Below are 26,740 nucleotides of genomic sequence, written 5' to 3' on the forward strand. Positions count from 1 at the left end.
GACTCAGGGCCGACACTGCTCCAGCAACGCGTCGATGGCGGCAGGGACCATGTCCGGACGCAGCTCCAATTCGTGCCGCAAGGCGTACACGGAGCGGATGACCATGAACAGCTTCAACAATCGCTGCGTGCCTGCTTCTTCTGTGGGCAGCACGCCTGACTCGATCGCACCCCGCCGATAACCTTGCAGGAATGCCTCTGTGGTCAGACGCAGCCACTGCGCCAGCTCCGGCTCCAGCCGGTCGCGCAGTTCGGGCCGGTGCGCAATGGCATGCTCCAACGCCACGCTGCTGGCGTAGCGGAACGACATCAGCACGCTCGCCACATCGTGCAGCGGCGATTCCTTCTGGCGGCGCTCGGCGGGCGGCAGGGTCATGTCACCTTCGAAGCCGGTCAGGAGGAAGTCGTCGGCGACCAGCAAAATCTTCGCCAGATGCAGATTGCCATGCACCCGCGTGCGTAGACCGTTGATCGGCGCGGCTGTCAGCTCACGGATGTGAGCAAACAAACGTTCGCGCATGCCGATCAGTTGCTCGGCTTGCGCCCGCACACCGTCGGAGAAGGTCGGCAGACGTTGGTGAAGCGCCGTCAGGGTCGCGTCCGCATCGAACTGCACGGCGCTATACCAACGCGACAAATCCTGAGAGCGAATCGGTTCGGCCGCGAACGCCACGTCGTCGGCTCGCGCCAGAATCGAATGCATTTCGCCGATGCGCCGCCCGAGCGTCTGCATCTGAGTCGTGAACAACGCATGCGGCTGCTCGGGCCCGGTGGCGTCCTGGGAAGAAATCATCGCCACATGCCGCTCGAGGTGATTCAGCGTATACGTCCACACGTCGCCCTGGTTGCCTACGTAAGCAGACAGCGAGGCCAGCAGCGTGGGCTCCTCGGCCTCCCAGACGATTTGCCCGAGCAACGGGGCAATGGCCTTGAAGCCGGCTTCGGTGAGAAGCCGCGACATTTCCAGATCCTGATTCGGCCCGGTGTCGGCGCGCCGATACGCTTTCAGAAACAGCGACTCGTCGATGATGATATTGGTGTTGGTCGTTCCAGCGCCCACATGGCGCATGCTCTGTAAATCGGGCGCCGGCAACGGCGGCAATGGGGCACGCGCCTGGAAGCGGATTTCGCCGCCCGCGAACGGCAAGGTCGCGCCATTGGCCATGTTCTGCACCAGCCCGAAACAGAAAAACGGGTCGGCAAATGCATCGATCATCACGCCCGCACGCGCATGCTGGCGAACTTTCGCCAGCGTCCACTCAGCGGTGCGGAGGATGGTGTCGCCCCCGTCTTCCCAACCGATGGTCAGCGGAAAGACGTAGCGACGACGGCCGGCGCTGCCGCCCTCCACGTCCACGAAGCAGAGCAGGTACGAGTGTTGCTCATAGCGCCACACACTTCGTGGTCCCAGGCGCACCGTGGTGACGTCGCCGCGCTTGTACGAGAACCAGCCGCGAGCGCGGATGAATTCGGGAAGGACCTCTGTTTCGAGCTGTTGCAAGGTGCGACGCATGAGGCCGCCGGTCGCAGACTGTGTCACCTCGGCAAGGAAGGTCGCGAGCCCTTCCGACAACACCAGCACTGGCAGCTCGGTGGCCGGCAGCCGCTCGACGTGCCACGCCGGCGGCGCCGCCGAGTCGCTCAGCTGCAGCCAGAAGAAACCATGTGCGGGCAGCGTCAGGAAATACGGCAGCTCGCCGATGGGCGGGAACGCGTTGCGACCGAGCATTTCCACCGGCACGCGACCTTTGAACTTCGACAGGTCGAGCTCGACGGCCTGCGCCGTCTGCGACAGGTTCGCGACACACAGGATCATTTCGGGTCCGCAGCTGCGCACATACGCGATGATCTTTCGATTCTGTGGCCGCACGAATTCCAGCGAGCCCCGACCGAAACATTGAAACTGGCGGCGCACGGCGAGCATGCGGCGAGTCCAGTTCAACAGCGACGACGGATCGCGGCTTTGCGCTTCGACGTTGACCGCCTGATAGCCGTAGATCGGATCCATGATCACGGGCAAATACAAACGTTGCGGATCGGCGCGCGAGAAGCCGGCGTTACGATCGATGCTCCATTGCATCGGCGTGCGCACGCCGTTGCGATCGCCGATATAGATGTTGTCGCCCATGCCGATCTCGTCGCCGTAATAAATGATCGGCGAGCCGGGCATGGACAGCAGCAGACTGTTCATCAGCTTGATGCGATCGACGTCGTTGCCGAGCAGCGTCGCGAGCCGGCGGCGAATGCCGACGTTCACACGCATGCGCGGCTCGTTGGCGTACATCTTGTACATGTAGTCGCGCTCGCGATCGGTGACCATCTCCAAGGTCAGCTCGTCGTGATTGCGCAGGAAGATGGCCCACTGGCAGTTCTCCGGAATGTCCGGAGTCTGGCGGATGATTTCGGCGATGGGATAGCGATCCTCCAACGCCACCGCCATGAAGATGCGGGGCATGAGAGGAAAGTTGTACGCCATGTGACATTCGTCGCCTTCGCCGAAGTACTCGCGCACGTCCTCCGGCCATTGATTGGCCTCGGCGAGGAACATGCGGCCCGTGTAGCTTTCATCCATCGCGGCGCGCATGCGCTTGAGCACGGCGTGGGTCTCGGGCAGGTTTTCGTTGTTGGTGCCTTCGCGCACGCAAAGATAGGGAATCGCGTCCAGCCGCATGCCGTCCACGCCCATGTCCATCCAGAAGCGCATGACCTGGATCACGGCCTCGACGACTTCGGGATTGTTGTGGTTCAGATCCGGCTGGTGCGAAAAGAAGCGATGCCAGTAGTACTGGCGCGCCACCGGATCCCAGGCCCAGTTGGACGTTTCGGTATCGGTGAAGATGATGCGCGTGCCGGCGAACTTTTTGTCGTCATCGCTCCATACGTAGAACTCGCGCTCGCGCGAGCCCGGCGGCGCGAGTCGCGCCGCCTGGAACCACGGATGCTGGTCCGAGGTGTGGTTGATGACCAGCTCGGTGATGACCTTCAAGCCGCGACGATGGGCTTCCTGGATGAACTGACGGAAGTCCTCCAGCGTGCCGTAGTCCGGATGCACGTTGGTGTAATCGGCGATGTCGTAACCGTCGTCGCGCAATGGCGACGGATAGAACGGCAACAACCAGATGGTGTTGACGCCCAGCTCCTGGATGTAATCGAGCTTCTGCGCCAGGCCGGCGAAATCGCCCATGCCGTCGCCATTGGCGTCGTGGAACGCCTTGACGTGCATCTGATAGATGATCGCGTCCTTGTACCAAAGCGGGTCGTCACTCATGTTCGGCTGCGGCTGACGGCTGATGGGTTCAAACGCATACAACGGGTTGTCGGGTTCCGCCTGACGCCGACGCCACGAGGCGACTTGCCCCACGCCGGCGCACCGGTGAACCCAGTCACAGAACGGCGCAAAGCTCCCGGCCCGGCCTGAATCGGGTGCAAGCACCGACTCAAGATCGTCACGGGCGCGCCGATTCCGCCCATGGGTGAGCTTCGCCCGAATCCGGCTGGCCGCGAACTAAGATAACCACGTATGTCGAGCACATTGGACCGTTTACTCGCGCCCGGGATCCGCTTGATGCAGGTGGCTCGTCTGCCGATCAAGTTCGCCATCATCAGCACCGCCTTCATGGTGCCGCTGTGCGTCGCGGTGTACGGCGTGGTCAGTTATTCCAAAAGCAACATCGAGTTCGCACAGCAGGAGCGGCTCGGCACGGCTTACCTCGCGCCCATGAATGAATTCATGGCGGCGCTGGCGGCGCGGCGCGCCGGCGACAATGCCGTCAGTGACGGATCGGAAGCGCTGGACGACGCGCTCACGTTGAATGAATCCCAGGGCAATGCGCTGGCCATCGAGGAAGAGTTACGTGCTCTGCGCAGCAGTTGGGGCGGTAGCGATCTCGACGATGTCACTGCGCAGGCGCTCTCGCTGTACGGCTTGATCAGCGACAACTCCAAGCTGACGCTCGATCCGGATCTGGATTCCTATTACGCCATGGCCCTCGTGATGGACTATGCGCCGAAGCTGTCGGAAACGGCGGCGCGGCTGGACGCGATGGCGTTGAAGATCAAAGCCGCCGGCTCGGTGTCCGGCGCCGACGACGTCGCCATTCAATTCATCGCTGCCCGCGCCTCCACGTATCGCGACTCGCTCGCGCTGGCGATCAAGCGCGCAACCGGGGCAAATCCATCGCTGATTCCCAAACTGAATGGCAGCGCGTTCGAACAGGCTTACGCCGAGTTCAAGGAACACGCCGAGCGATTGCGCCGAGGCGAGCCTGATTCGGCGCGCGTGGGTGTCGGCGGAAAACTGAGCGAACAAACGTTGGCGATATCGACTGCCGCCACGGCTGCGTTGGATGAGTTGTTGGCCATTCGCATCGAAGGCTTCGAGCACCGCCGCAATGTGTTGCTCGCCATCACCTTGATCGGTTTGTCGCTCGCCGTGTATCTGATCTCGAGCTTCTATCTTTCCAACCTGCGCGGCTTCGCAGCGCTGATGACGCGCATGCGCAAGCTCGCGCAAGGCGACTTGACCACGAACTACCCGGCTCGGGGCTCGGACGAAATCGCGCAGCTCATCGATGCCTTCAACGTCAGCCGCTCGCAACTGCAATCGCTAGTGTCGCGAATTCGCGAGGTCACCAGTGAGATCGACAGCGCTGGCGAGCAGATCGCCAGCTCCAACGACGAGCTGGCCCAACGCGAAGCCTCACAATCCTCGGCCGTGCGCCTGACTGCCGAGCGCGCTCAGCAGGTGCAAGGGAACGTACAGCGCAATCTAGATAACGCCTTGAACGGCGAGCGCGTCTCGGATGAAGCCCGCAAGGTCGCCTCTCGCGGTAATCAAGCCGTGGGGCAGGTCGTACAGACCATGCAGGCCATCACCGGCTCGTCACGCAAGATCGGCGACATCATCGGCGTGATCGACGAGATCGCGTTCCAAACCAATCTGCTGGCGCTGAACGCGGCCGTTGAAGCCGCCCGCGCCGGCGAGCAGGGGCGCGGGTTTGCGGTCGTCGCCAGCGAAGTTCGCAATCTCGCCCAGCGTTCCGCGACTGCTGCCAACGAGATCAAGAAGCTCATCGGCGCATCGCTCGAAGACGTCGAAAAAGGCGCGGCACTGGTCAACGGCGCGGGCCAGACCATGCAGGAGATTTTGAATTCGGTGCAGAGCGTCTCGCACATCATGCAAGAAATCGCGATGGCCAGCCGCACCCAAACCAACGACATCGCCCAACTCCACCAAGCCATCGACCGCATCGACGGCGACACTCAGCAGAATGCCGCTCGCGTCGAACAGACGGCGGCTGTCGCGCAGTCGTTGCGTAGTCAGGTAGAGACGTTGCTGGATGCCGTTGGCATGTTCACGCTGGGCAGCGACGCCCAGCGACAGGCCGTTACGACGCCTGCTCCATCGCTCGCCGTGACCGAGACGGAACAGACCGAAGAAGAACTCCGATCGGCCGCTTAATCGTTTCCACTAACGCCTAAGCGGGCTCGTGCCCGCCTCGTGGAATCGCAGCGGCGGGCGTGCATCCACACGCCACCCGTCGCCGAATACCTCGCAAACAAAGGAAGCGCGCGGCCCGCACCGAGGCCGGCGAGCGACCGCGAGGCCAATCGATGAATACCCGAGCCCTGCTGCAGATCCTGTTTGCAGCCATTCTGCTGTCCCTGCTCGCCTACACCGTGTGGGCCAGCAATCAGCAGCCCGTGTGGCAATGGCAGGGCCTCACCCGGGGGCCGGACCGCTGGTGGAATGTCGCGACTTTCATCGACGCCTACTACGGCTTTGTGACCTTCTTCGTCTGGGTGTGTTTCAAGGAGCGCGGGTGGCTCTCGCGCGTGTTGTGGTTCGTGGCCATCATGGCTCTGGGCAACATGGCGATGGCGAGCTACGTGCTGTGGCAGATTCAGAAGTTGCCGCCTGGCGCGCCGGCCAGTGACATTCTGACGTCGCGCGGAGCCCCGTCGCGATGAGCCCTTGGCTACTCGCGATACTGGGCACGCTGCTGGTCTTCGCAATCATGACCGCGCTGTGGCTGCTCGGCATTCGCAATCGTAACTTCAGCTACGTCGACGTCGGATGGTCCGGCAACTTCGCCGTGCTCGCGCTGCTATACGCGACGCTCGCGGGCGGCTGGGAAACACGGAAGTGGATCATTGCCGCAATGTATGCATTGTGGTCGGTGCGCCTCGCCGGGCATCTTGCCAAGCGCATCATCGGCGAGCCGGAAGAAGGCCGTTACGTAGATCTCCGCCAGCGCTGGGCGGCCAACCTCAACGCGAAGTTCTTCGGCTTCTTTCAGCTGCAGGCAGCGCTCAACGTGGTGCTCGCCCTGCCGCTGCTCATCGCCTGCGCCAATCCCGACCCACGCCTGCACGTGCTCGAAGCCGCAGGTGTCGCGATCTGGTTAATCGGCCTGATCGGAGAAAGCATCGCCGACGGCCAGCTCGCGGCTTTCAAGCGCGTTGCATCCAATCACGGTCGAGTCTGCGATGTAGGGTTGTGGCGCTACTCGCGCCATCCGAATTATTTCTTCGAATGGACGATCTGGATCGGCTACGCCGTGTTCGCCCTCGCCTCCCCGTGGGGCTGGCTGGCGCTGGCCATGCCGGCGTTGATGTTGCATTTCCTGATCAACGTGACCGGCGTCAAAGCGACCGAGGAGCAGGCGTTGCGCTCCAAAGGCGAGCAGTACCGGGAGTATCAGCAGCGCACCAGCATGTTTATTCCGCTGCCGAGGAAAAGTTGAATCATGACCGCCACAGTTATCACGCCGCGTCCGGCCGATCCGGCCATTTCCCTGCCCTTCCGCCTGCTGGCCAAGAATCTGTTGCCCGATGCGCTGGTGCGCTTCGGCATCCGGCGTCTGCTGGCCGAGCGGCTGCGGGAAGAAAAACGCACCAGCGAAGAAGCTCAACAGCGTCATCTGATGCGCTTCATCGCGCAGCTCAAGGCCAGCCCGATCGCGATCAACACGCGCGAAGCGAACGAGCAGCACTACGAGCTGCCGTGCGAGTTCTTCGAAATGGTCATGGGCAAGCACATGAAGTATTCGTCCTGCTATTTCCAGCCGGGCGTCACGTCGCTGGACGAGGCCGAGGCGGAAATGCTGGCGCTCACCTGCCGTCGCGCCCGCATCGCCGATGGCGAAGACATTCTGGAGCTCGGCTGCGGCTGGGGTTCGCTCACGCTGTGGATGGCGGAACGCTATCCGAACGCGCGCATCACCGCCGTCTCCAACTCGCGTACTCAAAAACAGTTCATCGAGGCCCGCGCCGCCAGCCGCGGACTGCGCAATATCCAGATCATCACCTGCGACATGAACGATCTGGCGCTCGATCACGCGCGCTTCGACCGCGTCGTATCGGTGGAAATGTTCGAGCACATGCGTAACTACGAGCAGTTGCTGGCGCGGATCAGCTCGTGGCTGCGGCCCGGCGGCACGCTGTTCGTGCACATCTTCACCCATCGCGAGTACGCCTATCCGTTCGAGGTCCGCGACGAGAACGACTGGATGGCGCGTTATTTCTTCACGGGCGGCATCATGCCGAGCGACCACCTGCTCAGCTACTTCCAGCGCGATCTGCGGCTGCAAGAGCATTGGCGCGTCGATGGGACGCATTACAGCCGCACCAGCGAGTGCTGGCTGGCCAACATGGACGCCAACCGCGCCCGGATCGAGCCGATCCTGTCGGCCACCTACGGCGCCGAGAACGTGCAGCGCTGGTGGGTGTATTGGCGCGTGTTTTTCATGGCCTGCGCGGAGCTGTGGGGCTACCGCGGCGGCAGTGAATGGTTCGTGTCACATTACCTTTTCAACAAGTAACAGGGGCGCAGGCGGGTACATGGATGTACCCGCGCCGCCGTCCGGCGGCGAGCGAGAGGCGAAAGTCACGCCTTTCGCCGGTTCGCCCGAGGGTCGTGGCAGGATGCCCGATCCCGAGTTGTAAATATCTGATCTTGTGCGTGTCGACGGCGCGTCGTAGCCTCTGTCCGATAGCGGAGAGATAACGACGAGCTGAGTGAGTCGGGGGTGGGTCATGAAAAATGGGCGTTCGTCCAACCCCTTGTTACAGGCTGCCAGGCTGGGCGTGATGCTCGGCCTGGCCACGTTACTCATCCCGGCCGCCGCCGCCCCCCCGCTGCCCAAGCGCCCCGAATCCCAGCAGGAATTCTGGGCGAGTTATGACAAGCGGGACTGGTCGGCCGCCATCGAAGAAGCGCGGCGTCTGGTCGAACAGGCCCGGGCCAGGAACCAGCCCGAGGCGCTCGCCAGCGCGCTGACGCTCCTGGGCAACGCGCAGCTCAACGGCGGCGACAAGGTGAATGCCGAAGCGTCTTATCGCGAAGCTTTGAAGATCACCGAGTTGCAGGACGCACGTGGCGGCGCGGAGTTGATCGATCCGTTGCGCGGCCTGGGTTACACGCTGGCGTTGCTCGAACGCCATGAAGAAGCGATCCCGTACCTGGAGCGCGCGCTCAACGCGAGCCATCGCACGTACGGCTTGTTCGACCTCGGCCAGCAGGGCCTGCTGCGTCAACTCGCCTCCAGCCTCACCCACACCGGTCGCCTGGTGGAAGGCTCCAAGCAGATGCTTTATCTGCAGCGTGTCGGCGAACGCACGTATGGCGCGAAGGATCCGCGCATGTCGCCGATGCTGTGCGTGATCGCCGATTGGTACATCGACACGGGCAATTTCATGCTCGGCCGGGAACGTTATCGGGACGCCATCGAAATCGTCGAGCGCAAGCTGGGCAAGAACGATCCGGCATTGGTCCTGCCGCTGCGGGGCCTGGCGCGCAGCTATGTGACAGAGATCTATTACGCCACTCAAGGATTTCAGCCGCTGCATGACCGGCTGCTGCTCGATCCGCAGGCGGTCGAGCCCAAGGGCGTGAATCCCAAGTACATCAGCAGCGACGGTGAGAGAGCTTTGCAACGCGCGGTGGCCATTCTGGAAGCGCGGCCCGACACCGCGCCGAATTTATTGACCGACACGCTGATCCAGTTGGGCGATTGGTATCAGCTCAAACAGCAGTCGGAGAAAGCGCTGACTCACTATCGGCGCGCGGCTGCGCTGGTCACGAGCACCGATCCTTCGTCGCCGGAAGCGGCGGCGGCGCCGCTGAGCTTCCCAGTGCGGGTCTACTATCCCTTGCCGCCGCTGGCGATGCGTAATCGTCAGCTGTCACCCGAGGAGATCGACGAGAAGTTCGTCTCGGTGCAGTTCACGGTGAACGACAAAGGTTACGTGGAAGACGCCAAGGTGATCGAGCAGAGCGGTACGCAGCGGCAGGCGTCGGAGGCGCTGAACGCCGTGCGCGGCTCGCGCTATCGCCCGAAATTCGTGAACGGCGAGCCGGTACAGACCGAAGGCGTCATCAATCGCGAAGTCTTCAAGATGCGCAAGCAGGCCGAAGAGGAAGGCCAGTCCTGAGGTACTGGCTCAGGACACCGGCGCGAACGCCTCCGGCTCGGGCGGCTTGATCGCGCCGTCCTTCTCGCCTTCTTTCGGGGCTTCTTGCGGGACGTCCTTCTCGACGTCTTTCTCGACTTCCAGAGGCTCGCTCGCCGCGTCCTCATTTTCCTTCGCAGGTTCAGTGGGCGCGGTCGCGGGCGGCGAGGTTGTGACAGCCGGTGCAGCTCCAGGCGCGGCCGGGGTAACAGTTCCAGCCGGCGAGTCGGCGGACGCGGACTCGGGCAGCAGGCCACGCATCACTGCCTGCTCGCGGAATTCGACAGCCAGCTTCGCTCCAGCATCTCGCATGGCCAACGCGGTGGCTGTGGACAGCGGCGCTTCGCTCGACAAGCCTTGCGACGGCGATGTCCCATAACCCGTGAAGCCCCACGAGTCGGCGAGCTTGCCATCGGGCAAATAAACGTTCACGCGATATTTGATGCTGACCGCATAGAACGGCGAGCCTGCATCGCGCGGTGTAACGAACGCATATTCCTCGATGCTGGGCTCGAGAATCGCGGTCACACCGCCCGGAACCTGCGTGCCGGCACTCACGCTCTCGACCGACACCACACGCTCGAACATCGCACTCATCAGCCGCGAAATGCCTTCGGTCTGGGCCTTGCCCAGATCGACGTGCCACTTGGTGCTCCAGCGCTCTTCCTTGTGCACGTAAGAAGAAAACTCGGTCGGCACGAACAGCGCGACCGCGATGGGAATCTTCACCACCAGCGGCTGGGGAATGTTGGTGCTCGCCACCAGCTTCACCGGACCGCAGCCCGCCAGCAGCACGAGCGCGGTGCTCAACCCGCAAGCCGCGGCGACGACCAGCTGCCGCCGCCGTGCGTGCAGCCATGAGTTCGGAGACAGGAGGCGAAAGTCTTTCACGATGACCTCATGAGCCCGGCGGGACCTGGGCGAGCGCTTCGTTCGCGGGCTGCGGCGTAGCGAGGTTTTGCCCGATACGGATGCGGGGACCGCCGCGCGCCGGATCGTCCAGGCCGACGAACGAACCGCCATTGCGTTGACAGAGGATCCGCATCAGCGTCGCAAAGCGAATGCTGGTGTATTGAGGCGCATCCGGGCGCACGGGAAAACCGATAGCGTGAATGCGCACGCGGCGTTCGCCGGTGGCGTCTTCGCGATTGATGATGTCCACGCCCTTGACCACCGAGTCGATGGAAGAGCCGGTGAACTCGTCACCGAACACGTACAGGCTGATCTTCTTGTCCTTCGCGTAGTAGGTGCGAATCGCCTCGACGATGCCTTCGATCGGGCTGGAATTGGAGAACGCGTTCCAGGTGCGCAGCCGGTCGATCACCGTGCGCCGCTGGCTCGGCGTGTCAGGAATCCACTTGCCGCGATAACCGCTGAACATGTACGTGCCTTCGTCGTTCATGATCTGGAAGCCCTTCACCTGCGGATACACGTTCAGGGTTTCCTCGACCTTGGCCAGCATCATGGGCCACACGTAATTGAACATGCTGCCCGAGGTGTCGATGATGAAGATGATGTATTCGCTGTCTACCGGAATTCCGCCGATAGCGTCGTCCGCCTTGCGCCGGAAACCCTCGCCCAGCAAGCGCTTCATTTCTTCGGTCATCGACTGCTGCGCCGACGCCAGCCGGCCTTCGAGCTGATTGGCGACATCCGCCTCCCGCTTGGAGGCCTGATACTTGCCACGGATGTCGCTCAGATCGCCCTGCAGCCGCGCGATGCGACGCTTCTCGTCCGACAATTGTTCCTGCTTGGCGGTCAGATCGCGGTTCAGGATGTCGACCTGGCCTTCGATCTCGATCAGCTCGTCCTGCAGGCTCAGCAACTGTTCTTGCAGGTCTTCCTCGGACTGCTCGATGGTCGGCGCGCGGATCTGGCTCAACACCAGCAGCAACACCACCGAGCCCAGCCCGCAGGTGATGCAGTCCAGGAAGGAGATGCTGAAGATCTCGGTTTCGCGACGGGGCCGCTTACCCATGATCCGCTCCCGGGTTCGCTTCTGGGAGACTCATGGCCAATCCTTGGAGGGACTCATGAACGAGCCGCCGGTGTCGCGCGCCGCCACCCAGAACGCGGCCGGCGCCATTGGGTCGCCTTCCATCGGCATCAAGATGACGTTGAACGGCACGTCGCGCGGATACTTGGCGAAGGCGCGCTCGAACAGCTTCAAGCGAGCGTCACCATCGATGGTCTTGCGGATCAGCGGCGCGGACGCAGCCTGAGTCGGCAAACCGTCGGTCACCATGATGACGTTGTCCGGTTTCGGCGTGAGCGCGTTCATCGCCAGGAACGCGTTCTCGATGCTGGTGCCGTCGGCCGGCACCGTCTTACGCAACTTCTCGATCGCGTCGGTCAGCGCATTGGGATCGTTGGTCTTGAGCCATTTACCTTCCGAGCCTTCCACCAATGGGTAGGTTTTGGTGTTGAACGCGTAGATCTGGAACTGACCTTCCAGCGGCATCTGCGCCGCGAGCCATTCCACTGTGGACACCGTGCGGCGCCACTTCTGCGACATGAGCTTCTTGGCTTCGGACATGTTGCGCATACGCAGGACGTTGACGACGGTCTCGTCCAGCATGCTGGCGGAGACGTCGACCAGCAGCAGGATGCGATCGCCGCCGACGCGCAGGCCCGTCAGATACTGACGGTCGCCGGTGCCGACGAACCCACGCACGCGCGTGCCGGTGGCGCTGGAATCCTTGCTCGCGCCCTCGAGGCGGCGCGTGCCTTCTTCGAGCGACTTCAGATCGGCCTTGAGACGCTCGATGGCTTCACGCCGCGACAATGTTTCCTTGGTGGCGTCGGCCAGCTCGATCTTGAGTCGTTCGGTCTCGCTGAGCACTCGCGTGCCCATGCCTTCGGTGCGCACTTTTTCGGCGTCGGTCTCGATCAGCGAGTTACGCAGCACCACCAGCTTCTGGTAACCCTCGAGCACCTTTTCTTCCATCTTGGAAACTTCGGCGCGCTGGGTCCGATCCACCGTCTGCGCGCGCAGGCCGCCCTGCGCATTGATCAACGTATAGACGAGCACCACCGACCCGAATGCACAGGTGATGCAGTCCAGAAACGACATGCTGAAGACTTCAGTCTTGCGGCGCGCCATCGTCGTTCACCAGTTGAATCAGTTCGAGCGTGACGCCGGGCGAGCCCAGCCGCAGGCGATCGCCCACGGTGAGCGTGGTGCGCCCGGCGACTTTTTCGTCGTTGACGAAAGAGCCGTAGGTACTGTGATCCTCGACCATGACCGCGCCGTTACGACGGATCAGCGTGCAATGTGCACGCGATATACCGGGCAACGCGTTCGGCAATGTCAGCGCGCGTTGACGTCCTTCGACGGCCCAGCCGATGGTCAGCGGTTGTTCGTCGATGCTCCAGGCGCGGCCCTGAAACAAAACATGCGTCGGTCGCAATTGGGGCGGCGTCGCTTCGACATCGGACGTTTGCTCCTCTCCCGTCTCGGCGCGCGGCACCGGCAGCTGATACACCAGAGCCAATGAATCAGGCGCGCGGCGGATGCTCTTTTCATACTGGAGCGCGCCCCACGCCGCGGCCGCCGGCGGCAGCACTTGGATAGCGCAGTCACGCAGAGTTCGCAACCGATCGAGTAGGCCAGGCATCGACGCAACTCGTTGCGACACTCGCAACTCGATGGCCATGCCCGCCACTCGCGCGCCCTGCACCAGTCGCAGCAGCTCGACATAGTGAGGCTCGGCGGCGGCAATCAGTTGCGATCGTTCCATCTCCAGCTGCAACTCGCGCTCGCCGAATTGGAACGACATCGTGATGGTCTCGGCCTGTTGCAACTCGCTCAACCAGGCGGGCAATTGATCGACCAGGCGCTGTTCGCTGCTGGCTTCGTGCAGCGGATCGAAACGCGTCTTGCGGACGAAATTCTCCGCGATGAATTGCATCAGCGTTTGCTGGATGCCCAGCAAGCCATGACGCAGGGCGATCTCGTAACGGCTGCGCTTCAGGCCCGGATGCTCGCCGCCGGAATATTCCAGCACCGTGAGCACCGCCTGGTGCAGTTCGAGATCCAGATGCAACACTCGCGCGGGCGACGGCTCCAGACTGCATGCGGCCAGCGCTGCATCGACCAGCCCGGCCACGCGAACGCCGGTCTCGTTGATCACACCGAGGAGCAAACCGAGCTGATCCCGGTTGTACCCGGCCGGTACGGCGAGCAGCACGCTTTGGTTGCCTTGCTTGAAGGGACCGAGCAATTTTTCCGCTTGAGCGAACGCCACGTCGGCGGTCGTACCTGCGACGCGTGACGGACGAGTGAGCGGCTGTATGCTCAATCCGCGCCAGAAATTGGTGTGCGCGAGCAGCGGCTTGACCTTCAACCGCTGGAGCGCATCGAGACCCGTGACCGTGGTTTGATCTTCCAACAATGCGACGCCGGGGGCGTCGGCAACGACGTCGACGGCCTCGCCCCCGCCGTCAACATGTTTGCGCGCGAGGACCAATGCGGCGTCGATGAGCTCGAGTGCTAGCACTACCTCACCTGCATGTGTCGGATCAGATGCTGGTCGATCCAATGATCGGTGTCGTGCACGAAGCTCTCCTGCGCCTGCTGCAACTGGTGCAGGAAGAACATCAGGATCAGGGTCAGCATCAGCGCGACGAACGTGGCGTTGAACGCGATGCCCAGGCCCGAGGTCACGCCGGTGATGTCGCCGGTGACCGCCTTATGAGCTTGCAACAGCGCGTCGCCGATGTGACGCACGGTGCCGATGAAGCCGATGGCCGGGATGGCCCAGGCGATGTAACGAATCATGGCCAGGCCCGAATCGAGCCGGTCCGCTTCGGAATCGCACACCGCCTTGGACGTCTCCGCCGAGTCGCGAATGCTGCGAGTGGAAGAGAAGCGATCCAGCGTGCGTTGTAGGGCGCGAACCACCAGCGAGGATTTGTCCTGGTCCGGCAATCCCTCCAGCTGACGCGCGTAGTCCTTCGCATCCTCGGGCAAGACCTTGATGCCCTCGGGCACGTGGATCAGCTCGCGCTCGAGCAGCTTGCGCTCGCGACGAACCAGGACGGCCTTGTAGCCGAGGATGAGCAGCGCCCAGATGAAGTGAATGATCTCGACTTCCTGCTCGGTGGCGTTGATCACCAGGAAGAACGAGCGCTGCGGCACGTAGTCCGGATCGGCCTTGAGGCGCGCCTGTTCGGCGGCGACGATTTCATCGCCAGTAGGCGTGATCCATGACACGTACAGCGCATGCACGACCAGGATGGTCACGATCAGCGCCACCAGGTTCACGTAGAACTCGCTCGGATACTTGACCGGGCGGGTGGAGCGAGGAGCCGGTGCGGCTGCAGTTACCATGATGGGGTGTCCTGTCGGGAGCTCGAATCAGATATCGATAGGGAACGACACATCGAAATCGGCGCGGACCTGTTCCGAAGGCACGAAGCGCTCCGGCGAGCCCTTGCCCGGCGCTTTCGGCTTGGCGGCTGCCTGCTGTTCCTCCGCGGCCGCTTCGTCCTCCTCGCCTTGAGTACCTTTGGCGGCGGCGGAAGGTTGGGCAGACGAAGATGGTTCGTCGGCTTTCGGCGTGGCGGATTCGTCGGCCGGCTTGGTCGCTGGCGGTTTAGCCGCGGGGGTCGCGGGCTTGGCGGGCGTGGGCTCGGCGGACCAGGTTGTCAGCGGGGTCAGCGTAGCCGTGCCGAATGCGCAACACGCGGCCAGTATCGTCAGCAGTCGAAGCGCTTTCATCTGTTGCCCCTCACCTACTCCGCGTAACGAGCCACACGGAAGCCGACGTCGTTACGCTGACTGTCACCGAAATCGCGCGCCGACAAACGCAGGTCCGTCACGCTCGATTGTCGCCAGCTTGCGCCACGGATCACGTGCTGCTTGCCATCGGCCGGGCCGGTAGGATCGACCGCCGTCGCGCTGCTGTCGGCGCTCACAGTGTAGTAGTCGTGCACCCATTCGGCGACGTTGCCGCCGAGATCGAACAGGCCCAACGGGCTCGCCGGGAATTTGCTGGTCGGCGCCGACGCGGCGAAGCCGTCGTCATAGTCAGGAATGACATCCTGAACGATCAAACGTGCGGTCACATCTGCGTAATTCCCCGAGCGCGGCGCCACCGGCAGGGTGTCGCCCCAGGGATAGCGCCGGAGCTTGCCGCCGCCTTCGTAACGAGCGGCCCATTCCCATTCCGCGTCGGTGGGCAGCCGATAGCCCGTGGTCAGCGGCTGCACGGCGATCATACGGCCATTTTTGTTCTCGTACGCCGGCGGCAGCCCTTCCTGCTGCGACAGCCAGTTGCAGAACAATGCGGCGTCGTTCCAGGTCACGCCCACCACCGGCTGATTGTCGAGGTCCAGCGTGTGCTGGCCGACGATGCCGGAACGATGCTCGGACTTGAACTTGCGGAACTGGCCGTTGGTGACTTCGCTCACGCCCATATAGAAGGGACGTTTGAACTGCACATCTCGTTGCGCCTCGTTGGCGCGACGGCCGGGCTCGCGGCGCGGGCTGCCCATGGTGAAAGAGCCCACCGGCATGAGCTTGAGCTGCTGGTCGGCTTTGTTACGAATGTTGGCAGGCGTTTGCGCCAGTCGTGACTGCGCCGGCGTCAGCAGCGTGGTCTCGATCTTCTGCGACACGCCGGGCCGCGGCGTGATGCTGGTCTTGTAGGTGACGAAACCGGTCTTGCGGATTTCGATGTCCTGCGTGGTCGCCACCAGGCGCAGCTTCTGATTCGCGGCGCCCACCGATTTGCCGTTGACGAACACCTCGGCGTCCGCCGGCTGCGCTTGCACGGTCACTTCGCCGAACACGCCGGTCATCGGCACAGACAACGTGCGGCTTTCGCCCGCCGTCAACGAGACCTCGCGCGTCGCGGCTTCATAGCCAGGCAATGTGAGCACGACGTTGTGTGCAATGTCGGGACGCAGCTCGAGCGAGACTGGCGTCTGGCCGCGATACACGCCGCCCACCGAAACGCTCGCGCCCGACGGCTCGGAACGCAGCGCCAATTTGCCATCCGGCAAGCCGAGCCGCACCGGACCGAGATTCATCGGCTCGTTGGCCTTTACCTGCACATCCGTGGTCCACGATTTGAAGCCTTCCATCCGCAGCTCGACCGGATGATTGCCGGCGAGGATCTGCGTCGTCAGCGGCGTCACGCCGCGCTCTTCGCCACCGACCAGCAATGTCGCGCCCGCGGGTTCCGAAGTCACCGTGACTTCCGCCCAGGCCGGCACGAGCTGCGGTTTATAAGTCTGGCTCTTGCCCTCGCCTACCACGTCCAGCTCACCAGAGAACGGCTGGTAACGCGCCGCTGCGATTGCAATCGTGTGCTTGCCCGGTGCGATGGTGAATTCGCCTGGCGCATCGCCGAGTACTTTGCCGTCCACGGTGACGCGCGCCTGGCTCGGCACATCCACGCGCACACGGCCGGGCAGCTTTTGCAGCTTCAACGAGAACGACTGATTGGTCTCTTTAGTGACCTTCGCCTGCAACTGCGCGGGCGAGTAGCCTTCGCGCGTGGCCTTGATCAAATAATCGCCAGGTCGTAGCAACACGCGATCGGCGAACCGCACCGCTGGCAACGTGCCCTCGATATCGACGACGGCCTCGGCCGGGTCGGTTCTGACACTCACCGACGTCGCGGTGAAAATGAACCACAGCACGACAGCGACCAGCACGGCGGCGATCCCGCCGACGATCTTTTTGAGGTCGAGCGAGACCGTCTGTTTGGCCTTGACCGGACCGGTCGGGCGGAATTGCAACGGATCGATGCGCTCGGCATCGTCTTCGCCGCCGCCCGCCAGCCGTGACGAAGGCTCGATGATCGGCGGCGCCGTGATGTTGCCGCTGCTGCCGTCGTCGACTTCGACGATCCGCTGATCGCGTTGCGCGAGCAGCCGCAGGCGGGCCGCGCCGAAATTGATCACGTCGCCACTGCGCAGCCAGGTGGAGTTTCGCACCGGCACGCCGTTGTGAAGCACTTCGGCGCCATCGGCCGGCTGCACGAACAACTGATCCTCGTGCATGCCGAGATACGCTTCGGCGCCTTCGGGCCGGCCGGCCATGACGATGGCGCTGCCCTGACCACCGACAGCGATAGGAAAATCCGTGGCCGTGAATCGGCGCTCGCCCAATGCCTCGCGAACGATCAGCTCGCTCAAATCTTGTCCTCGCAGCGAATCACGACCGGTTCCGGCGCTGCTCCCGGCATCACGCTGATTTCGCGCCTGACATCGCGGTAACCGGGGCGGGTGCCGACCACGGTATAGCTGCCAGGAACGAGGTCCAGAGAGCGCTGCTCGAACGCTCCGAGCACACCAACGCGATAAATGGTCACTTGAGTGATGTTGTCCGACTGCAATGCGACCGGCACCGGCACGTCGGCGCGCGCCAGCCATTCGCCCAGCGTCTTGACCTGCCGGCTCAGGATCGGGCCGGGATTGGCGATGCTCGCCGCACGCGCCAATGTTTCTTTCGCCACCGCGCGCACCGACTGACTGAACAGGCGCTCGGGTTGCGTGAGATAGAGTTCGAGCTGCTCGTTCAATGTCGCGCGCGGAGACGTGCGTGCCACGCCGTCATTGGCGGCGGCCACTGTCGAATCCAGATCGAGCACGCTGCGATATTCCTTGAACGCCTCAGCCCATTTTTCCTGCGACTCGAGCTGTTGAGCCTGTTGCAGCTTGACGCCGATGACGCCCGTGCGTTGCTCCTGCTCGATCTGCCGCAATGCCTGCGCGATTTCCGGCGCGTCCGGACGGATGCGACGCGCAGCTTCGAATGCCTCGCGTGCTTGCGAATAATTGGTCGCTGCGAGCGCGCTGTAACCTCTCGCCATCGAGCTGGCGAATGCGTCGGCGGCCTGACGCGAGGAGATCCGCGCCAGACCTTCGCTGGCGCGAGTCGCTTCGGCATCGAGCGCCAATGCTTTACGGAAGTTGTCCGCGGCGGCGAGCGCATTTCCTTCCTTCTCCAGGCGCTCCGCCGTGGTCAGCAGTGCGAGCACCTGGTCCAACGTGCCTGCGCGCTTCAAGCCACGCGTCGCGACCTGATTGTTCGGTTCGATCTTCAGCGCCAGCGCGAACGCAGCCTTGGCGTCCTCGGACCGACCGTCCTGCAAAGCCTTCGCGCCTTGTTTCAGCTGCTCCGCCAGTACCTGTGGCGCGCGTTTCTCGACGATATCCAGCAGCGGGAGGATCTCGTTGAGCTTTTGCTCCGCGAGCGTGTATTCGCGCGCGGTGAAATCTTGATCCGCCGCGGCCAGCAGCGAGTTGATGCGGCTGTACTCTTCACCGCCCCATTGGGCGGCCGCGCGCTCGTTGAGCTTCTGCAGCCGTTCGTCGATGGCGCCGCGCACTTCTTCGGCAGCCTGCTTCGCTTTGGCCAGTGCCGCGAAGTCGACTTCCTTCTTCTCTGCCGCCGCTTTGTCCTCGACCTTGGGCGCGACTACCGCGGCGGCCGGCGCTTTCGCGGCCGGCTGATCGCGAGCCACCCACTTGGGCAGCACGAAGAACACGACGGCGACGGCGGCGACGCCGAGCGCAACCAGCGATGCCGCGAGTCCACGGCGGAAACCCTGACGGCGCAGTTCGTCCTCGCTGACGCGCGGACCGGCGTTACGTTGCCATTCGCTGCGCAAGGGCTCGCCTTGACCCGGCGGCGGACGCAGACCGGGCGGCTCGATCTTCAACGAAGCAGGCTTGTCAGGGGCAGGCTCGTTCATACTGCTCATCATCGCAGGCGGCGGCAGACTCGCAAGCGCCGCGCGCAATTCTCTTTCGACACTCCGCATGTCCGTCGGTCGGTCCTCGGGCCGGCGCGCCAACAGCCTCGCCACCAGCTGCGCCACGCCCTCGGGCACGTGGGCCGGCAGCGGCGCAGGCTCGCGCTCAACAGTTCGCGCCGCGGCCGCATCCGGATAGAACGGCGGATAGCCCGACAATAACTCGTAGAGCAGCGCGCCAAAACCATACATATCGTCGGCGACACTGACCGGCGCACCGGCGAGCTGCTGCGGGCTGGCACTGAACGGCGACCCGGTCGTGAGCGCGCCGAAATCCGCCAGCAGCGGCACTCCGTCCGCGCTCAACAGTACATTCGCGGGCTTTAAGTCGCGATGAACGATGTTGGCGTCATGCGCCGCCGCCAATGCGGAGGCCACTGTAATGACGGCTCGCAGGATCTCCCCGCAAGAGCGACCACGCAGCTGCGTCAGGTCACCGCCGGCGGCATAGTCCATCGCGATCCACGCCTGATGCGCCGACCGATACAAACCGACGATTCGCAGAACATTCGGATGACCGAGTGCCGCTACCCGTGCGTATTCGTCTCGTAACGCGGCCCAGGTTGCGACGTCCCGCGCCAGCGCGGCCGACAAGATCTTGACCGCGCGCAAGCCGCCGCGTTCACGATCTTCGGCCAGCCAAACTTCGCCGCTGCTGCCGGCGCCGAGGCGGCGTACCAGCACTAGGTTGGCAGACAGTTCCTGCCCGCGCTCCAACATGACGAAAGCTCGCGGGTTGGGCGCCTCGCGTCAGTCGCCGGAGCCGGTTTTCGCGGCGGCCTTCGAGGTTTGCTCCTCGGGTACGGGCGCCACGGGCACCTGCGTGCCGGTTTCGTTTTCGTAGAGCTCTTTGAGCAAGCGCCGCCACTCGGTGTACTGCTCTTCGGCAGTGCCCTTGAGTTGCAGCGTGCGGCCTTCCACTTCGACCACCATGGGCTGAACTTCGGCCTGGAACGATTCGCCAAGCTGCTTCAACGAGTCGGAGTGCAGTTTGACTTCCGCGCCCTTGTCGAAGCCGCTCTTCACGGCATACGCGCCGCCGAAGATCGCGCCGGTGGCCGCGGCCTGGCCGGCATATGTATTTGCTTCCGCGCCGACCATCAGGCCGCCGACGATCGCGGCCGCGCCGAGCAGTTTGCGGGTGATGGCCGCCCGGCGCGCTTCGTCTTTCGCTTCCAGCTCGGAATAGCTGTAACGACGCCAGTTGGTGTACGGCTCGGACATGTTGTCCGCGAACAGCGAGTAATGTTCGTTGATCGTGTCGAGCAGCGCGTAATCACGCTCGCGGATACGATCCATCCGTTGCAGCATCGGATCGTCTTCGGACGGCAGGCGCACGACCTGCTTCACGCCCTTCTTGTCCTGGGTCATGTAGCTGCTGAACGCATACGGCGCGAGGTCCGACGCGAAGCGCAGCTCGGAAACGCGGCGCACGGTCTCGAGATCGGCCGCGGTCAACTGCTGGCGATACATCAGCATGTCGTTGGCCAGCGTGTTGTAGAAGTTCTGGAAAGGATCGCGCGGCTTGCCGGTCTGATCCTTGTACGAGCGCGTGTCGGCGAGCTGTTCGTACTCGCGTTTGAACCACTGACGGCCGGTCGCATCCACCACCGTGATTTCCGCGCGCAGCATCTGACCGGTGGATTCCAGGATCTTGCCGGAGACATATACGTCGAGCGCTTCGGCGTCCTCGGGCATCACGCGCACCTGGCCCCACTGGCCGGTGCCTTCGAGCGTGTTGCGCAACTGCATGGGCAGAAAGCGCGCCTCGGCTTTGCGCACCTCGGGGAAGATGTGCTCTTCCTCCATCACCTTCTCGTCCTTGGGAAGGTTTTCCTCGAACAGACGCACGCCGACGTCGAGCAGCTGCGATTCGGGGATTTCGGTGGCGGCCTGAATGGCCTTGATTCGCTGTTGGGGACGGGTTTCGTGGGTCACGCATCCGGTCGCACCCAGGGCCGCGACCGTCATGACGATTAGAGCAAGCGTGCGCTTCATAACTTTCAACCTGAGTCGTTCTTGTCGCCGTGCCTTACCTGCCCCATTGCCGAATCGTTCCGCCAGTTTGTTTTATCCGACGATCGACCGCTCTCGCGGGACCGGAGTTAGCCGGTCCCCTTCTTGTAATTGCGATACTCCTCCCAGAGTTTCTCGCGCAGCTCCGGATCGGTTTCGTTCATTGCGGCTTCGCGCAACTGCCGGGCGACGATGTCGTCGTCGCTGCCGTCCGGAATGCCGGCCGGGACCGTGTTCGGACCGCCGCCGCCCGCGGCGCCGCCACCCACGCCACCGCCGCCGCCCTGCTGGCCACCTTGACCCTGGCCCTGCTGACCTTGACCTTCGCCCTCGCCTTGACCCTGGCCCTGGCCGTTACCGTTGCGGCCTTGCCGGCCGCCGTTGCCAGAACCTTCGCCGGCGCCCTGGCCTTCGCCACTGCCGCCGCCTTGAGCATTCGCGGACTGGCCGGCGCCTTCAGCGTTGCCTTGTCCACCGCCCGAGCCGCCGCGGCCACCGCGCTCGCCGGCGATCGTCGCCTGCTCGGAGCGCATCCGACCGTCGAAGATGCTGAACGACTCGTCGAACTGGCGATCGATCTGCGCGGTGCGCTCGCCAGTGGTCATTGCTCCACCGCCCGCGCCACCGCCGCCTTGCGAACCGCCGTTCGCGCCACCACCGGCGGCTCCGCCCCCGGCCGACGGGAAACCGCCACCGCCACCCGCGGAGCCGCCACCCTGTGCGCCGGCCCCGCCCGCGGCGCCACCGCCGCCTGCAGAACCGCCGCCTTGCATTCCACCACCACCCGCCGCACCGCCGCCCTGGGCTCCTCCGCCCTGAGCGCCACCACCAGCGGATCCACCGCCCCCGGCCGAGCCGCCGGCGCCGCCCGCGGCTCCACCACCCATACTACCGGCGGCCCCGCCGCCGCCCATTGCACCACCGGCCGAGCCGCCCGCGGAACCCGAGGCTCCGGAAGCGCCACCGCCGCCGCTGGATCCTTTGAAGATGCTTTCGTTGCCAGAGCCACCACCGGATGTGCCGCCGGACGAAGAATCTGGCATGCCGCCGCCGCCGGCGCCGCCGCTGCTGCCGCCGCCACCGGCGCTAGGCGAACCACCACCGGAGGCGCCACCGCCACCCGAGCTGGGCAAGCCGCCACCACCGGAAGCGCCGCCACCGCCCGCGCTAGGAGAAGGCAAACCTGCCGAGGGCAGTCCAGCGCCGGGAAGCGAGGTGCCCACGGTTACATTCGGACCGCCGGAGCCACCTTGCGAACCACCGGACGAGCCGCCGGACTGACCGCCCGCGCCGCCCGCGGAACCGGACGATCCGCCAGAAGACCCGCCACCCTGTGAGCCGCCGGCGGAACCCTGACTTCCGCCCGAGCTGCCACCGGACGAACCACCGCTCTGGCCACCCGAGCTTCCGCCGGAAGAACCGCCCTGACTACCGCCTTGAGAGGAAGAAGAAGGCATGCCCATGGAGCCGCCGCCGCTCGCGCCGCCCGCCGAAGGCAGGCCGCCGCCGGATCGGCCACCGCTCGATCCGCCGCTCGGCATGCTGCTGGAAGAACCGCCGCCGCCCGAAGAACCGCCGCTGGAGCCCGACGAGCCGCCGGACGAACCGGAGGAGCCGCCGCTTGGCATCCCGGACGAGGGCATGGAGGAAGAGGAGGATTGCTGACCGGCGCAACCACCCATCAGGAAAGCGGAAACGGAGCTCACGAGCACGCAATGGACCGCCACCGTCAGCACACGCCGGGACGTGAGCGACGACTTGGGCCCGGCGGCCGATGGCCGGGTGGGTTGACTCTGCATGTCCTCTCCTTCCATTCCCCTGCGCGCATGAGGACGCATGTGCACTGAAGGGAACTCTGCGACCGATCAGCTGAACGAGCGCTGACCATGTCGGGGGCGCGTCAGCCACTTTCAATGAGTAGCGACAGCCTCGTTCAGAAGTTCAACGCCGCCAAAGTTCAACGCGCGAGAGCGCGATTCGGCTACTGCGGCGACACCGCCGCCGTCTCCTCGTCACCCGCGCCCAACAAAAACGCCTTCAACTGCCCCGCCAGCCGATCGCAGGCCGTGCTCTGCACCGGCGCGATCAAGGGAATCGGAGCGATCGCGCCGATCATCACCGACGTGCCTTTCACATCGGTGGTGAGACTGCCGGCACTGATGCCCTGGCGCAGGTCCCACACGGTCGCTTCGTAATCGGAAGACTTTTCCCACCAGCCCAGGCCCAGGCAACCCGCCCCGCCCGGCCCCGCGGCGCAGGCGATGCTGCCGCCGCCGTCGGTCTTTTGTGTCACCCCGTCGACCCACACGATGTAACGCACGCCCATTTCGCCCACACGCTCGGCAACGCCAGGCCGAGCGAGGAAAGCACTGAAGCCCTGCGCGTTGGCCGGCGCGGTGCTCGGCTCCAGCCACGGATACAGCGCGTCGACGAAATAATGGTCCGCGTAAATCTGGAACGGGCCCTTGCTCAAGTTACTGCGCGGCTCGAACTCCTTGCCCGAACGTTGCCTCTCGGCAACGTCGGCCGAGACCGCTTCGCCGACCAGCTCGCGCTCCAGGCAATCCAGGAATTTGTCTTCCGTGCCCGTACCTTCCAGATGCGGTTTGGCGAGCAGCACGATCGCCTCGTGCGACGAGATTTGCGTCGGCGCCTCACGCAGCTCTTCGATCTTGGCGGTCATGCAGCCGCCCGTTGAGACCAGCGCGATGGCCATCGCGAGTCGTGCGGAGACAGTGCCAGCAGAATTCATGATCATCTCCAGGATTGCAGGCCGGTTCGGAACAATCCGTGCTGAAGCGTTCGCCGGCTCGACGCGATCCGATTCGCTTCATGCTTGGGATCGCTTCGGCCGCGTCGCGCCCGACCTTTACGATCGAGTATACGCCAGCCATTCATACGTCAATGCCGGGAAAACGCGCAAGCGTGAACGCGGCAGAACGAGGAAATTAACAATGCAATGTCAAATGGCTGAACTGCCACTGAATGGCCGCGCGTTTCGTCACCGGCCTCGCGCGGGCGGGTGAGCTTCAAAGCAACGACATTTGCCGCGGGTCGCCGCCGGTTGCAGTGGAGCCCGCCACAAACAATTGCGTGTTGTGGACAAATCTCTCGCGATGTTTGAGCCCGTATCGCGCGCACGCCGCGGCGAAACGTTGCGCCAGAAGTTCAGCGTATTGCCCTTCACCACGCTGGCGGTGGCCCCAGCGCGGATCGTTGTCACGTCCGCCGCGCATATCGTGCAATCTCGACCAGACGTGCTTGGCCTTGAGCGGCTCGTGCCGTTCGAGCCATTCCTGAAACAAATCCTTCAACTCGTAAGGTAAACGCAGCAACACGTAACCGGCCGAGCGCGCGCCGGCGGCCGCGGCGGCCTCGAGTATTTTTTCCAGTTCCGAATCGGTCAGCACGGGAATCACCGGCGCGACCATGACGCCGACTGGAATGCCCGCCGCGCTCAAGTTGCGAATGGCTCGCAGTCGCGCGGCAGGCGAAGCGGTACGCGGTTCGAGCGTGCGCTTGATGTCATTGTTGAGCGTCGTGACGCTCACCAGCGTGTATACGAGGTTGTCCTTCGCCAGCGGCGCCAGCAGATCGATGTCACGCTCGATCATGGCGCTCTTGGTGATAATCGAGAACGGATGCCGACGCCGCGCCAGCACTTCGATGATGCTGCGTGTTACACGGTACTCGCGCTCGATGGGCTGATAGGGATCGGTGTTGGCGCCGATGGTGATGGGCGAGCAGCGATAGTTGCGCGCCGACAGCTCTTCTTCGAGCAGGCGCGCGGCGTCCGCCTTGTAGAACAGCTTGGTCTCGAAATCGAGGCCGGGCGACAGGTTCAGAAAGCCGTGCGATGGCCGGGCGTAACAATAGATGCAGCCGTGCTCGCAGCCCCGATAAGGATTGATGGACTGATCGAACGGAACGTCCGGCGAATTATTGCGCGTGATGATGGAGCGCGCAGGCTCGGGCTGAACGGTGGTTTGCAGCGCCGGCAGCTCTTCATCCAGGCTGCCCCAGCCATCGTCCACCGCCTCAGCGCGCGAAGATTCAAAGCGCCCAGCAGGATTCGACACGGCGCCGCGTCCGTTGCGAACAGCAGGGCGAATCGGGCTGGGCATGGACAGGATAGTACTGGATATAAACCCAGGATGGAAGCGGTTCTCGCTCTTCTTCTTTGGCCTACTTCTTTTTCGGAAAGGCCTGCATCTGCCAGAGCACCGGGAACAGGCGCGTCCACCATCCTGTAACAATCAACGTCGCCACCCCGCCGATGACGACCGCGCGCACCGCGCCCCACCACTTGGCCATCAATCCCGACTCGAAATCGCCCAACTCGTTGGAAGCTCCGATGAATACCGACGCGACCGCGCTGACCCGGCCGCGGATGTAGTCAGGCGTGTCCAACTGCACCAGCAGGTGTCGGACGTAAACACTCACCATGTCCGCCGCGCCCAGGACGATCAGGGCGACCATGGATAAATAGAAGTTGGTGCTCAGGCCGAACACGATGGTGGCGACACCAAACAACGCCACGCCGCCGAACATCCACGGCCCGACGTTTCGCGAGATCGGACTCAGCGCCAGCACCAGCCCGCAAGCAGCCGCGCCTATGCCCGGCGCGGTGCGCAGCAGGCCGAGACCGGTCGGGCCGACATGGAGAATGTCACTGGCGAACATCGGCAACAGCGCCGTCGCGCCACCGAACAGCACCGCGAACAGATCGAGCGAGATGGCGCCGAACACGATGGGCCGGGAGCGCACGAACTTCAGACCCGACAGCAGATTCTCCAGCGACAGCGGCTCGCGCGTCAGGTTGGTCTGCTCGGTCGCTCCTCTGATTTGAAACATCATCAGCGACGCCGCGAGCGCCAATCCCATCACCGACGCGTACACGACCGAAGGTCCGGCGAGATAGATCACGCCGCCCACCGCCGGCCCGATGATGTTTGCGAATTGTTGCGAAGACGAGTTCAACGCCACCGCGCGACTGAAAGATTCCGTGGGCACCAGATTCGGCAACAGCGACTGAGCGCCTGGCATCGAAAAGGCGCGCGCCGCGCCGAGCAGCATCATCACCATGAACACCGGCCACACCGACTGCACGCCGCGCAGGGTGATGATCAGGAGCACCAGAGCGCAGACCGCATTGGTGAAATAACAAGTCGTGACGATGCGCGCGCGGTTGTAATGATCCGCGGCATGACCGGCCGGCAGGATCAACGTCACGAACGGAATGAATTGGGACAGCCCGATCAAGCCCAGGTCGAGCGGATCGCCAGTGACGTCGTACATCTGCCAGCCCACCGCCACGATCTGGATCTGCGCCGCCAGCGTGGCCAGAAAGCGCGCGGCGATGAAGCGCAGAACGTTGGGATTGCGCAGGACGTGCTGGGTCTGCGCGCTCAGAGTGGTCATGCGGAGCTGGGGAGGCGGTCCTTGAGACGCGGCAGGATACTGGCCGCGAGGCGCTGCTGGCCAGATCGGAACCGTCAAACT

Annotated in this window: 19 protein-coding genes; 5 read left to right on the top strand and 14 right to left on the bottom strand. The window is 63.9% G+C overall.

Going from position 1 to position 26,740, the window contains the following annotated elements:
- Positions 1 to 3: 3 nt before the first annotated feature.
- Positions 4 to 3,267, bottom strand: a complete 3,264-nt coding sequence (gene treS, locus VGD45_RS04455; RefSeq protein ID WP_331154064.1) for a maltose alpha-D-glucosyltransferase — start codon at positions 3,265 to 3,267, stop codon at positions 4 to 6.
- Positions 3,268 to 3,519: 252 nt separating this feature from the next.
- Between treS and VGD45_RS04460 the strand changes: the two genes are divergently transcribed.
- The 5 genes from VGD45_RS04460 to VGD45_RS04480 all read left to right on the top strand — a co-directional run bounded on the left by VGD45_RS04460 (position 3,520) and on the right by VGD45_RS04480 (position 9,434).
- The gene (locus VGD45_RS04460; RefSeq protein WP_331154065.1) at positions 3,520 to 5,460 is read left to right on the top strand and encodes a methyl-accepting chemotaxis protein; all 1,941 of its coding nucleotides are present in this window, start codon (positions 3,520 to 3,522) and stop codon (positions 5,458 to 5,460) included.
- Between the two features lie 152 nt (positions 5,461 to 5,612).
- The gene (locus tag VGD45_RS04465; protein ID WP_331154066.1) at positions 5,613 to 5,969 is read left to right on the top strand and encodes a DUF1475 family protein; all 357 of its coding nucleotides are present in this window, start codon (positions 5,613 to 5,615) and stop codon (positions 5,967 to 5,969) included.
- Positions 5,966 to 6,745 carry a DUF1295 domain-containing protein gene (locus tag VGD45_RS04470; protein ID WP_331154067.1) on the top strand — a complete coding sequence of 260 codons (780 nt, stop codon included), beginning with the start codon at positions 5,966 to 5,968 and terminating at the stop codon, positions 6,743 to 6,745. Before VGD45_RS04465 ends, VGD45_RS04470 begins: the two co-directional genes overlap by 4 nt.
- 3 nt (positions 6,746 to 6,748) lie before the next feature.
- On the top strand, positions 6,749 to 7,822 hold the full coding sequence (locus VGD45_RS04475) for a cyclopropane-fatty-acyl-phospholipid synthase family protein (protein ID WP_331154068.1): 1,074 nt from the start codon (positions 6,749 to 6,751) through the stop codon (positions 7,820 to 7,822).
- A gap of 214 nt (positions 7,823 to 8,036) precedes the next feature.
- On the top strand, positions 8,037 to 9,434 hold the full coding sequence (locus VGD45_RS04480) for an energy transducer TonB (RefSeq protein WP_331154069.1): 1,398 nt from the start codon (positions 8,037 to 8,039) through the stop codon (positions 9,432 to 9,434).
- Between the two features lie 9 nt (positions 9,435 to 9,443).
- Here the strand turns inward: VGD45_RS04480 and VGD45_RS04485 are convergent, their stop codons facing one another.
- The 13 genes from VGD45_RS04485 to VGD45_RS04545 form a co-directional block, all read right to left on the bottom strand.
- Positions 9,444 to 10,343, bottom strand: a complete 900-nt coding sequence (locus tag VGD45_RS04485; protein ID WP_331154070.1) for a hypothetical protein — start codon at positions 10,341 to 10,343, stop codon at positions 9,444 to 9,446.
- Positions 10,344 to 10,350: 7 nt separating this feature from the next.
- Positions 10,351 to 11,430 carry a hypothetical protein gene (locus tag VGD45_RS04490; protein ID WP_331154071.1) on the bottom strand — a complete coding sequence of 360 codons (1,080 nt, stop codon included), beginning with the start codon at positions 11,428 to 11,430 and terminating at the stop codon, positions 10,351 to 10,353.
- Positions 11,431 to 11,460: 30 nt separating this feature from the next.
- Positions 11,461 to 12,555 carry a vWA domain-containing protein gene (locus VGD45_RS04495; RefSeq protein WP_331154072.1) on the bottom strand — a complete coding sequence of 365 codons (1,095 nt, stop codon included), beginning with the start codon at positions 12,553 to 12,555 and terminating at the stop codon, positions 11,461 to 11,463.
- Positions 12,536 to 13,951 carry an FHA domain-containing protein gene (locus VGD45_RS04500; RefSeq protein WP_331154073.1) on the bottom strand — a complete coding sequence of 472 codons (1,416 nt, stop codon included), beginning with the start codon at positions 13,949 to 13,951 and terminating at the stop codon, positions 12,536 to 12,538. Before VGD45_RS04500 ends, VGD45_RS04495 begins: the two co-directional genes overlap by 20 nt.
- On the bottom strand, positions 13,951 to 14,784 hold the full coding sequence (locus VGD45_RS04505; protein ID WP_331154074.1) for a MotA/TolQ/ExbB proton channel family protein: 834 nt from the start codon (positions 14,782 to 14,784) through the stop codon (positions 13,951 to 13,953). Before VGD45_RS04505 ends, VGD45_RS04500 begins: the two co-directional genes overlap by 1 nt.
- A gap of 27 nt (positions 14,785 to 14,811) precedes the next feature.
- Entirely contained in the window at positions 14,812 to 15,174 is a 363-nt protein-coding gene (locus tag VGD45_RS04510; RefSeq protein WP_331154075.1) for a hypothetical protein, read from the bottom strand.
- Positions 15,175 to 15,188: 14 nt separating this feature from the next.
- Positions 15,189 to 17,600, bottom strand: a complete 2,412-nt coding sequence (locus VGD45_RS04515) for a PEGA domain-containing protein (RefSeq protein WP_331154076.1) — start codon at positions 17,598 to 17,600, stop codon at positions 15,189 to 15,191.
- Positions 17,597 to 19,942 carry a protein kinase domain-containing protein gene (locus VGD45_RS04520; protein ID WP_331154077.1) on the bottom strand — a complete coding sequence of 782 codons (2,346 nt, stop codon included), beginning with the start codon at positions 19,940 to 19,942 and terminating at the stop codon, positions 17,597 to 17,599. Before VGD45_RS04520 ends, VGD45_RS04515 begins: the two co-directional genes overlap by 4 nt.
- Positions 19,943 to 19,972: 30 nt before the next feature.
- On the bottom strand, positions 19,973 to 21,220 hold the full coding sequence (locus VGD45_RS04525; RefSeq protein WP_331154078.1) for a hypothetical protein: 1,248 nt from the start codon (positions 21,218 to 21,220) through the stop codon (positions 19,973 to 19,975).
- Between the two features lie 107 nt (positions 21,221 to 21,327).
- Positions 21,328 to 23,037, bottom strand: a complete 1,710-nt coding sequence (locus VGD45_RS04530) for a hypothetical protein (RefSeq protein ID WP_331154079.1) — start codon at positions 23,035 to 23,037, stop codon at positions 21,328 to 21,330.
- A gap of 182 nt (positions 23,038 to 23,219) precedes the next feature.
- On the bottom strand, positions 23,220 to 23,990 hold the full coding sequence (locus tag VGD45_RS04535) for a hypothetical protein (RefSeq protein WP_331154080.1): 771 nt from the start codon (positions 23,988 to 23,990) through the stop codon (positions 23,220 to 23,222).
- 277 nt (positions 23,991 to 24,267) lie between these two features.
- Positions 24,268 to 25,362 carry a PA0069 family radical SAM protein gene (locus VGD45_RS04540; RefSeq protein WP_349263208.1) on the bottom strand — a complete coding sequence of 365 codons (1,095 nt, stop codon included), beginning with the start codon at positions 25,360 to 25,362 and terminating at the stop codon, positions 24,268 to 24,270.
- Between the two features lie 61 nt (positions 25,363 to 25,423).
- The gene (locus tag VGD45_RS04545) at positions 25,424 to 26,659 is read right to left on the bottom strand and encodes an MFS transporter (RefSeq protein WP_331154082.1); all 1,236 of its coding nucleotides are present in this window, start codon (positions 26,657 to 26,659) and stop codon (positions 25,424 to 25,426) included.
- Positions 26,660 to 26,740 lie beyond the last annotated feature (81 nt).

It is taken from the genome of Steroidobacter sp. (assembly GCF_036402275.1).
Lineage (GTDB): Bacteria > Pseudomonadota > Gammaproteobacteria > Steroidobacterales > Steroidobacteraceae > Steroidobacter.